Below are 8,730 nucleotides of genomic sequence, written 5' to 3'. Positions count from 1 at the left end.
GGCGCACGCCTTCGCGCTCAAAAAGTACTTCGAGGGGATCGAATCCTGCTCGAGCACTTGCGACAACGAACACACGGCGGCGTCGTTGGGCCAGGCCGAAATATTGGGCATCCAGAACCCGCCATGCGACTGTTCGCGTGGGTCCATACACACAACCAGCGTCCTTCCATTTGCCCCCTGGCGGCTGGAGTTCTTCGGATTCGCCCACCAGGGCGCCGAGGAAGCAGCCAAACGCGTTGCCTTTGTCGGAGAGGACGCCTGGGACGTTTTCCCAGAGACAGGCGGCCTCGGGCTCGCCGCGCTTTGTTCGAACATGGTCAATTGCATCGAGCAGCTCCACGTATTTGATGGTGAGGGCGCCGCGTGGGTCGTTGAGGCCTTCGCGCATGCCGGCCACGCTGAAGGCCTGGCATGGGGTGCCGCCGACCAGGGCGTCAGGCGCCAGGATCTTGCCGGACAGAACCATGGCGGCCAGACGTGTCATGTCGCCGTGGTTCGGTGTTTTCGGGTAGTGGTGAGCCAGTACCGCGCTGGGGAATGGCTCGATCTCGGCGTACCAGGCCGCCTGCCAGCCCAGCGGGTGCCAGGCCACGGTCGCAGCTTCGATGCCGCTGCAGACGCTTCCGTAGGTGATGGGCATTGGTGATCCTCGCCGGGGAGGCGTTATCGTTGGATAGGGGAAGGCGCTGGCGGGCAGCGTTTCGGATAGGTCTTGGTCAGCTCGCCGTTGACCGCATGGCCTCGGCGCAGGATCAGGTTCGCCAGTGCGGCGCGGTCTTTCTGGCTGTGGCTCGCCTGGGCGAGCAGGCCGAAGTAGCTGTTTGCTGTCTCGCGCAGATCCTCCGCCGGCGCGGCAGCGGTGCGCTTCATTGCCTGGACCACTGATCGTTTGCGGGTAGTGCGTCGCCAGGGCTTGATCACGTGCCCGACGAAGTCCACGCCACGATCAATTGGCTGCAGGATGGTCTTCTTCGGGTTGAGCCTGGCGCCCAGGCTTGGCAGGAACTGCTCGATCCTGTGCAGCCACTCGTTCAGCTGCTGCGCTGAGTCGTGCAGCAGCACGAAGTCGTCGACGTAGCGGATGTAGTGCTTTGCCGCCAGCTCGTGCTTGCAGAACTGGTCCAGCGCGTCGAGGTAGACGTTGGCGAAGAACTGCGACGACAGGTTGCCGATCGGCAAGCCAAGATGAGCAGGCTGCGCGGTCAGTCGCTTGTGCTGCGGTACCCGATTGAACAGGTGTGCCGGGCTGCGCACGTCGTAGTTCTCGCGCGGGTCGTGCATAAGCACCTGCAGGGTCAACTGCTGCCACCATGGATCGGTGACTCTGGCTACCAGCTGGCGGCCCAGCACGCGCTTGTCGATCGCGACGAAGAAGTTGGCCAGGTCGCACTTCAGGTAGAAGCCGGGGCGGGACCAGTTCTGCGTCTGGCTCCGGATCTTCGCCTCAAGGCGCTTGCCGGCGTACAGCGTGCCTCTACCTGGGATACAGGCGCAGCTGTCCACTATGAAGCTGCGCTCGATGCCGGGGCCGATGCGGTTGTACAGCAGGTGGTGCACGATGCGGTCGCGGAAGTCGGCGGCCCACACCTCGCGGGCTTTTGGCCGGGTGACCACAAAGCAGATAGAGCGGCCTGGCCGGTATTGGCCGGTGACCAGGGCGCGGTGCAGCTCCGTCAGGTTCCGCTCCAGGTTCACTTCGAATGCCAGCGCGCTGTTGCTGTTGCGCTTGGAGCGCCGGCAGTCGTAGTAGGCCTGGACCAGTTCGCTGAACGGGTAGGGCGTTGAATCTGCGGACGGGGCGGACACGGAGCTCGTTGTTCTTGTCGTTGTTGTTCTGATAGCCATCATCGAAGTTCATGTTGAATGCGTTGTTGGCGGAGCGCTGCGACCTGTCGTGCTATCTACGTCGGCCTGCCGATTGCTCGGCGGACAAACTGCGCTGGACCTACACGGACGCTTTAGACCGGCGGTATCCATGGTGCGCATGGCGGTGACCCAAGGTCAGCGGCACGACCAGATTCAATTCGCACAGGCCTGGAAGCCGTAACCTTCAGGCAGCGGGCGCGGATGGGGTGAAGCGTTTCCAGGCGTTGGCCTGCTTGCCGATCGATGTGGTGACCTCCATCGTTCTGGCGTGCTGGTCAGCGCTGATGAAGCGGTTGTCCTTGAAGAGGCGCATGAGCAGTTCGATCACCTGGACCTTTTCGACCAGTACCGACAGGTGTGGACGCTTGTCCTGCGTCGCGTTTGCCCGGGCAATGAGCATGAGCACGTCAATGCACTCGTCGATCACGCGCCGGCCCAGCGACTGCTTGAGCTCGCGCGGGATGTTCCTGGTGAGGTTCGTGGCCATCTGCAAAAGGCCGCTGGCGGCCCTGTAGATCGAAAGCTCGGTGTGCATTGCCATGTCATGCCCCTCCTTGGGCGGCCGGCCGCAAGCGGCCGGTTAAATGAAAAAATTACTGAATAAGCTCGCTGCGGACGGGGCGGACACGGAGCTCGTCGCCCTTGCCGCCGTCGCCCTGACAGCCACCAGCGAAGTCCATGCAGAATGCGGTGCTGGCGGAGCGCTGCGAACTCGACCAGTACCAGGTATCGCGGAACGCCTCGGGGCCGCCGGCCTGGAAAGCTTCGTGAGCGGTCTGTTTGGGGTCTTCCTCGCTGTACAGCAGGCCTACTGGCTCGCTGTGAGGGTTGTCACCGTCGCGCCGGCCGGCCCAGTTCTCTTCGGTGGTCGGCTTGAAGTGGCGGTACTGCAGCTCCTGCACGTCGCGCGCTGGGATGGCCCAGTCTGTGAAGCCATCGATCTCCAGAGCCAGGACCTGCTTGGCCAGCTCGCTGCCAGATGCGGCCATAGCCTCGGTGTTGGCGCGACTGTTGGTGAAGCTGTCGACGCCTTCGATCTTCACGCCGTACTCTCCCCAGCGCCCTTGAAGCTCATGTTCGGCGCCGGCGGTGATCCACAGGTGACGCGCGCCGGTATCTTGGTCGCGAGTGATGCCAGTAACGAAGCCACCGCCGTAGGCCTCGCCGATGGCGGGGATGTTGGCGGGCTGTGCTGCTTTCTCAACTGCGCTCATGTGCTGCTCCTTGTGTGCAGGCAACAAAAAAGGCGCTGATGCGCCCTTGGTCGAATGAATGAAGGATCAAATAAAGAATCTGCGGACGGGGCGGACACGGAGCTCGTCGTCCTTGCCGGTGTTGTCCTGATAGCCACCACCGAAGTACATGTAGAATGCGGTGTAGGCGGAGCGCTGCGAACTGCTCCAGTACGCCCCCTCGGTGATCAGCCCGTGTACCCAGGCCTGGTAGAGCTGGGATGCGGCCGGAAGGTCGAAGTCGGCATGGTCGTCAGCGCGGTATGCCCGGGCTGCTTCAGCAGCAGGATGGCCGCCCTCTGCTATCAGGATGTCAGTATTGGCCTTGCCGTCGTGCCGACTGGTAGCTTTCGACTCAGTATTGCGGCCGCCCCACTCGTGCTCGCCAACATCGCTGTCGGCGAAGATCAGGTAGTGCGCTGGCACGTCACCGATGGCCGGCACGAAGCCTCCGTTGATGCCGCCCTGGCCCGGCCAAGGCTGGCCGACTGGCGGCACAGCGATGTTGCTCGGGGCGTTGGCGGACGACAGGCCGGCCAGAGCGCTAACCAGGGCAAGTTCGGCGAGCTTCGGGCGGGCCACCTTGAAGTGCAGACCGTTGTGTTCAAGCTTTACCATTTCAGATTTCATGAGCATCTCTCAGGAATGAGCAGCCCTACCTGGGCGGCATATGGGTAATTGAAGTTTTGGCTCAGCCGTTGCCGAGCAACAACAGGCCGGTGTCATCGGGGTCATCGCCAAGGCGGATGTCTGATGCACGAAGCTCACGCTGCACTCGCCACTCATAGAGAGTTCGCGCCACGGAATTGCTGGTGACGAAATCGTGGCGCGGAGGCAGCGACAGCAATGTGAGGGCCTGAATCGGCCCCAGAGCATGGGCACGCTCAATCAGCAGGCGGACTACGAAGCTTCGGTCGGTGGCGTTGATCCACCCGCCCATTTCGTCGACCTGATGGACGGTGCCGCGCCTGGCCATCAGCCTGATCTCGGTGCGCTCTGCCTTGATGTGCTGGTCGCTCTCAATCTCGAGTTGCGCCCCAGCGGCGAAGAAGGTGAATTTCTCCCGGCCCAGCTTGTGCGCATGGTAGATCAGGAGGGTGAGCGCTTCGCTGCTCTCGACCATTTCGCCCACAGCATCAGGTCAGCGAGCTGTGCGGCGTGTGCGGCAGTGGCCTTGATTCTCAAGTCCTGCTCGCCCAGGCGCTCCTGTTTCTCTCGGCGCCTCAGGTCGCGCTCTTTCGGCGTCATCGCCATACGGCACCCCCTTTAAACCGCTGGGCGGCAAGTGAACGTGCAACTGCCGGCGGCGCTGCTGCACTCGGTTGTTGATGCGCCTCATGGGTGGCACACCTCGATAGGTTGGCGCTTGGAGCCTTCGGTGGGCATGACGACCAGCAGGCTCTTGTTGCCTCGGTATACGCCCCATGGCTTGCCCGTTGAAATTGCCATGGCCGCCGCGTACTTCACGGCAGGGATGGCCTGGCCGATTGTGGCGATCATGGCTACGCCCCGGTCAGGTGGTGCAGCGGGGCGAACGGGATGTCGTCGTCGAAGCTTTCGTAGTCGGGACCGTTCGTTCCTTGCTGGCTCTGCTGCGGCGCCGGCCGTTGTTGGTGGGTGCGCTGCTGTTGCCGTGGCTGTTGCGCAGACTGGTTACCCTGCGCCTGCTGTGGCGGGTTGCCCGCGAACTTGATGATGATCACCCGTCCGGTGAGCTTCACGCCCTGCGAATGATCGGACTTGGTGTAGGTCTCGACGTGGGCGTCGTCGATGGTGAAGTACACCTGCTGACCTTTGACCAGGTACTGGGCCATGGCCTCGGCCTGCTTGCCCCAGAGCGTTGCATCGACCCATTGGGTGGGGCGCTTTCCGTCTTGGCCTTTGCGTCCGTACTCGCAGGCCAAGGCCAGGTTGCAGACGGCATTCCCGTCAGGCGTGTAGCGCAGTTCAGCGTCGCGGCCCAGGCGGCCGATATCGGTAAGAGTAGGCATCGTGATTCCTTGGTTATGCGGCCAGGCCGAGCACCTTGTTCATGCGTTCGTCGAGGATTTCGTAGAAGGTCTTCACCCGTTCGGTGAGCTTGCGGATCATGGCTTCGTCGCGGTACACGCGCTTGACGAAGAGCGGCATGCCCGGCCAGTAGCTGATGAAGTCCAGCCACTCGCGCTCGGATACCCACAGGCCACCCTGGCACTGCGCGATGTGCTCCTTTGGCACTTCGCCGTTGAGAATGACGCTGATCTGGAACTTGGGAAGCTTGGTCTTGATCTCGGTGAGGCCGTCGTCGCCGACCAAGGCGTCAGGCGAGTAGCCGATGCCGTGGTTCAGAATGATCCCGACTGAACGAGTCTTGAGGCTTTCGCGATCCTCGTAGAGCCCGCGCGCGACACCCTCAAGCTCATGACCACGGATGGTTGCCTTGGTCTGGAATGGAATCTCGGCGGCCTCTTCAGTGATGCGCTCGCCGATCAACTGGTCCATGTAGGTGAAGGCGGCCACGCCGAATCCTGCCTCCCCTTTGCCGCTGACCAGAAGGCAGTCCAGCTCCGAGCAGGTGATGATACCCAGGCGCAGGGCCAGCCACTCCGGCGTGCCTTGTTCGATGTCAGTGATGATCTGCATTGGAGGTCTCCTGGTCTGCGGCTGCGTTCTGGTTGGCTGACTTGGTGAGCATGCCCAGCACCTGGTCGAACGCGGCTTTCTCAACCGCAGATGGGGTGCCATGGATGCTGGCGAATGCGGCCTTGGCTTTGTCGCTGCAGCGCTCCAGCAGCATGGCCAGCTGACTGGCCTGCACCGACGTTACCCGCGGCGTCACGACTGCACCGTTGCCGTCGTCGTCCTCGCCGGTGGTGGTGAAGTTGAGCAGCGCGCCGGCGGTGTACCGCTTGCCGTAGCTCACGCTGGAGGCCACGGCCTGGACGCCATTCTTGCTGCCGGTGGTGTCCGCCGGTAGGACGAGAGAGGTTGTCTCGCGGTGGCCGGCACGGTGGCTCAGAACTCCTTCCACCTCGATGCCGCGTTCGTTGCGTGGTGTGCGGAAGGAGAGAGCAAAGCCGTGGCGGGCCAGAACGGGTTTGATCATCTCGTTGATGTCCTCCCAGAGCGCATAGGTGCTCTGGATTCGGCCACTCTTGTCCTTGATGCCACCGCGCTCGCCGATGACGGGGAGCTCTTCCTGCATGGCGGCCATGGCCTCGTCGAACTGCTGCTTAGCCTGCAGGGCCTGGATGTTCCGGTGCATTGCCATCAAGCGCTCCATCTTGTCGATGTCAGCGTTCGGGGTCATGGCGACCTGCTGGATGATCTGCAGAACGGTGACCGACTCGGCGGCAACGACCGGCGACTGGGATTGGGTTTCAACCCTGGCTACTTGGCTCATGGTGACCTCAGTATGCGATGGTGATGTTCGGGATCTTGCGCTGCGCGATCAGGGTGACCGCTTGCTTGGCGCAGGCTTCTGGCATGCCGCCAGCGATGAAAGCTTCCAGCGCTGAACGGTTGATGCTGCGGCGATGGGCTTCGTCTCGCTCGCGGGCTTCTTGCTGGTGAAGGATCTCGGCGGCAGCGGCATCAGCACGGCGGCGTTCATCCTGGCGCGCCTGCTCGGCCGCTTCCTCTTGTCGGCGGGCGGCGACCTGCCGCTCCTGTTCCATCCGCTGCTCGGTAGCAACGCGGTCGGCCTCGGCCTGAATCCGGGCGCGCTCGGCTTGCTCGGCCTGCAACTTGAGCTGCAGCCGTTGATTCTCAGCTTCGCGCTCCTGCGCAGCAGCTTGGTCAATCAGCTCCTGCTCGCGGCGGGCGGCGGCTTCTCGCGCCGCCTGCTGTTCCTGAGCCACGCGCTGGCGTTCCAGCTCGACAGCGGCTTCCTGTGCCACCCGGATGCGGTCTTGTTCGGCGCGCTCTTCTGCCTCGCGGCGCAGGCGAGCCAGCTCAGCTTGCTCGGCTTCGTACTGCTGGCGGGCAGCCAATGCAGTGCGCAGCACCTTCAGCGAATCGTCCTTGGCCCGGGCGGCTTCGGCTTCGAACTCTTCCCACTGCTGGCCCAGGGGGGCCGCTTCAACCTTTGCGATTCGGTCGGCCAAGTCCTCGGCGGTGATGCCGTCCAGGTCCTGGGCGTTGAGCTTCAGGTGGGCAATGGCGCTGTTGTGTCGGTCTACCCGGGCATCCTCAGCGGCCTGCCAGTCGTTCAGCGGCTTGCGCACTTCGTCGCGAAGCTTGTCCATTTCAGTGACGAACTCGCGAAGCTCGGTCTCGACGACCTTCGGCATCTCCTTGAGGCGGCGCAAGTAATCTCGACCAGGATTCTCCACTGCTTTCTTGGACCGGCTCACTTCAGCTGCCAGGCTGGCGATGCGTTCTCGCCCTTTACGGGTGGTCAGATCTGGCACTTCGCCGCATACCTGCGACCTGGTGTGCTCAAGGAAAGGTTTCAGTCCACCCAGCACGTAGATGGCCGGGGCATTCTCTTCGCTGATGTCGTCGACGGTGATCAGCTGCTGTTGTGCGGACATTGGGACACACCTCGCGCTCCATGCGAGCGCCGTCAGTTGGAATAGGGGGAATGCCAGGTCACGCGGTTACGGAGGGTTGCTCCGCGCCCTGGCTGCGGTGGATGGTTGCGCGCTCTCGCCGCTTACGCTCCCGATGGGGTACGGTTATCCCCGATGGGGCCCGCCGTGCGCCGGGTGTGAATTCAGGAAGTGATGGCGCTGGCCAGGGCGCTTACGAGCATCCAGGCAGTGCAGATGAAGAGGGTGGTGAAGCTGCCTCGCCAGAAGGCGAAGCGGCGTGCGCGCTGCAGTCTTGTCATGCTGCGTCAGCCTTGGCCTGCTCGTACCGATCGATAGCCCGGTCAGCAGCGACCTCTTCGGCTAGGGCCCGGCCATACTCATTGGCCCACGGCCGAATCAGGGCCTCGGCCACGTCATGCAGAGCAGTAGGGTGGCCCGCCTTGGATGGGCCTACCGCCTCGCAGGCAAGATCGTGCGCCTTGCGGTGAATACCGCGACCGTCGGCGATGACCTCGCAGATCATCCGCTCAATCGGGTACTCACGGTTGTCGGTCAGCAGCGGCGCGATGTGCTCCTGTGCGCCCAAGTGCTCCGCGAGGGCCTCGTACAGCGACTGGGGGGTTACCAGCGAGACCTCTTTGCCAAATGGGCGCGGCGCCGTGACGTTCTCGCCGCAGATCAGCTTGTTGATAGAGTCGTGCAGCCAGTTCGGGCCTTCCGGCGTTTCGAGGAAGTTGCTCATGACCTTGTCTCCGTCTCCAGCCGGCGCGCCAATGCACAGGCCTCGTTGTGATCACGGCGGAATCCAACGACCCTGCCGCTGGAACTGTCCACTACGTGGAAGAAGTCCCGGCCCGCAGGCTTTACCTGGAGCCGGAACAGGATCACCGGCATCACCCGGCCAACCTTCTCGTAGAACTCGGCAGTGGCAATCACAGAGCGCTCCTTGAGCACGGAGAGAATGTCGCGCCGGGTTTGAATGCTTGGGTGCATGGTCGCCTCCAGATGTCGGTTTAAAGGGGCTTGTTGCAGTCGTGATCTTCGTTGCTGAATAGGTGAGCATCTGCAAACTCGCCGCCTTCGTATGGGTTTCCGCTGCGTTCACGGCGATCCTGATA

13 protein-coding genes are annotated in these 8,730 nt (G+C 63.0%); all 13 read right to left on the bottom strand.

The window, feature by feature from the left end; translation table 11 throughout:
* Positions 1-640: DNA cytosine methyltransferase (locus JZZ72_RS18230; RefSeq protein ID WP_210014839.1), on the bottom strand; the 640-nt coding region annotated here is incomplete at its 3' end.
* Positions 641-663: 23 nt separating this feature from the next.
* Positions 664-1,848 (bottom strand): RNA-directed DNA polymerase, encoded by a 1,185-nt coding sequence (locus JZZ72_RS18225; protein ID WP_210014838.1) that lies wholly within the window; start codon positions 1,846-1,848, stop codon positions 664-666.
* Positions 1,849-2,050: 202 nt separating this feature from the next.
* Positions 2,051-2,407, bottom strand: coding sequence for a four helix bundle protein (locus tag JZZ72_RS18220; RefSeq protein WP_210014837.1), 357 nt, complete (start codon positions 2,405-2,407; stop codon positions 2,051-2,053).
* 52 nt (positions 2,408-2,459) lie between these two features.
* A complete protein-coding gene (locus JZZ72_RS18215; protein WP_210014836.1) occupies positions 2,460-3,080 on the bottom strand; it encodes a DUF1566 domain-containing protein in 621 nt (206 codons plus the stop codon).
* A 66-nt stretch (positions 3,081-3,146) separates the two neighbouring features.
* Complete coding sequence (locus JZZ72_RS18210; protein WP_210014835.1) at positions 3,147-3,728, bottom strand: DUF1566 domain-containing protein; 582 nt, start codon at positions 3,726-3,728, stop codon at positions 3,147-3,149.
* 61 nt (positions 3,729-3,789) lie between these two features.
* Entirely contained in the window at positions 3,790-4,221 is a 432-nt protein-coding gene (locus JZZ72_RS18205) for a hypothetical protein (protein WP_210014834.1), read from the bottom strand.
* A 212-nt stretch (positions 4,222-4,433) separates the two neighbouring features.
* On the bottom strand, positions 4,434-4,598 hold the full coding sequence (locus JZZ72_RS18200; RefSeq protein ID WP_210014833.1) for a hypothetical protein: 165 nt from the start codon (positions 4,596-4,598) through the stop codon (positions 4,434-4,436).
* Between the two features lie 2 nt (positions 4,599-4,600).
* Positions 4,601-5,089, bottom strand: a complete 489-nt coding sequence (locus tag JZZ72_RS18195) for a single-stranded DNA-binding protein (RefSeq protein ID WP_210014832.1) — start codon at positions 5,087-5,089, stop codon at positions 4,601-4,603.
* 13 nt (positions 5,090-5,102) lie between these two features.
* Positions 5,103-5,720 carry a lambda exonuclease family protein gene (locus JZZ72_RS18190; protein ID WP_100633203.1) on the bottom strand — a complete coding sequence of 206 codons (618 nt, stop codon included), beginning with the start codon at positions 5,718-5,720 and terminating at the stop codon, positions 5,103-5,105.
* Positions 5,704-6,480, bottom strand: coding sequence for an ERF family protein (locus JZZ72_RS18185; RefSeq protein ID WP_210014831.1), 777 nt, complete (start codon positions 6,478-6,480; stop codon positions 5,704-5,706). The genes JZZ72_RS18190 and JZZ72_RS18185 overlap by 17 nt, the downstream gene beginning before the upstream one ends.
* A gap of 7 nt (positions 6,481-6,487) precedes the next feature.
* On the bottom strand, positions 6,488-7,612 hold the full coding sequence (locus JZZ72_RS18180; RefSeq protein WP_210014830.1) for a hypothetical protein: 1,125 nt from the start codon (positions 7,610-7,612) through the stop codon (positions 6,488-6,490).
* Positions 7,613-7,907: 295 nt separating this feature from the next.
* Positions 7,908-8,354 carry a hypothetical protein gene (locus tag JZZ72_RS18175; protein WP_210014829.1) on the bottom strand — a complete coding sequence of 149 codons (447 nt, stop codon included), beginning with the start codon at positions 8,352-8,354 and terminating at the stop codon, positions 7,908-7,910.
* Entirely contained in the window at positions 8,351-8,605 is a 255-nt protein-coding gene (locus tag JZZ72_RS18170) for a hypothetical protein (RefSeq protein ID WP_210014844.1), read from the bottom strand. Before JZZ72_RS18170 ends, JZZ72_RS18175 begins: the two co-directional genes overlap by 4 nt.
* Positions 8,606-8,730 lie beyond the last annotated feature (125 nt).

The sequence above is a fragment of the Pseudomonas palmensis genome (assembly GCF_017848315.1).
In the GTDB taxonomy this organism is placed as follows: domain Bacteria; phylum Pseudomonadota; class Gammaproteobacteria; order Pseudomonadales; family Pseudomonadaceae; genus Aquipseudomonas; species Aquipseudomonas palmensis.
The sequence above is the reverse complement of the archived record's forward strand: the minus strand, read 5'-3'. Positions and strand labels throughout refer to the sequence as shown.

Excerpts from the sequence above, each read along its gene's own strand:
- JZZ72_RS18200 (WP_210014833.1), bottom strand. The coding sequence starts at position 4,598 with ATGATCGCCACAATCGGCCAGGCCATCCCTGCCGTGAAGTACGCGGCG.
- JZZ72_RS18185 (WP_210014831.1), bottom strand. The coding sequence starts at position 6,480 with ATGAGCCAAGTAGCCAGGGTTGAAACCCAATCCCAGTCGCCGGTCGTT.
- JZZ72_RS18225 (WP_210014838.1), bottom strand. The coding sequence starts at position 1,848 with ATGATGGCTATCAGAACAACAACGACAAGAACAACGAGCTCCGTGTCC.
- JZZ72_RS18195 (WP_210014832.1), bottom strand. The coding sequence starts at position 5,089 with ATGCCTACTCTTACCGATATCGGCCGCCTGGGCCGCGACGCTGAACTG.
- JZZ72_RS18220 (WP_210014837.1), bottom strand. The coding sequence starts at position 2,407 with ATGGCAATGCACACCGAGCTTTCGATCTACAGGGCCGCCAGCGGCCTT.
- JZZ72_RS18215 (WP_210014836.1), bottom strand. The coding sequence starts at position 3,080 with ATGAGCGCAGTTGAGAAAGCAGCACAGCCCGCCAACATCCCCGCCATC.
- JZZ72_RS18190 (WP_100633203.1), bottom strand. The coding sequence starts at position 5,720 with ATGCAGATCATCACTGACATCGAACAAGGCACGCCGGAGTGGCTGGCC.
- JZZ72_RS18180 (WP_210014830.1), bottom strand. The coding sequence starts at position 7,612 with ATGTCCGCACAACAGCAGCTGATCACCGTCGACGACATCAGCGAAGAG.
- JZZ72_RS18205 (WP_210014834.1), bottom strand. The coding sequence starts at position 4,221 with ATGGTCGAGAGCAGCGAAGCGCTCACCCTCCTGATCTACCATGCGCAC.
- JZZ72_RS18210 (WP_210014835.1), bottom strand. The coding sequence starts at position 3,728 with ATGAAATCTGAAATGGTAAAGCTTGAACACAACGGTCTGCACTTCAAG.
- JZZ72_RS18170 (WP_210014844.1), bottom strand. The coding sequence starts at position 8,605 with ATGCACCCAAGCATTCAAACCCGGCGCGACATTCTCTCCGTGCTCAAG.
- JZZ72_RS18175 (WP_210014829.1), bottom strand. The coding sequence starts at position 8,354 with ATGAGCAACTTCCTCGAAACGCCGGAAGGCCCGAACTGGCTGCACGAC.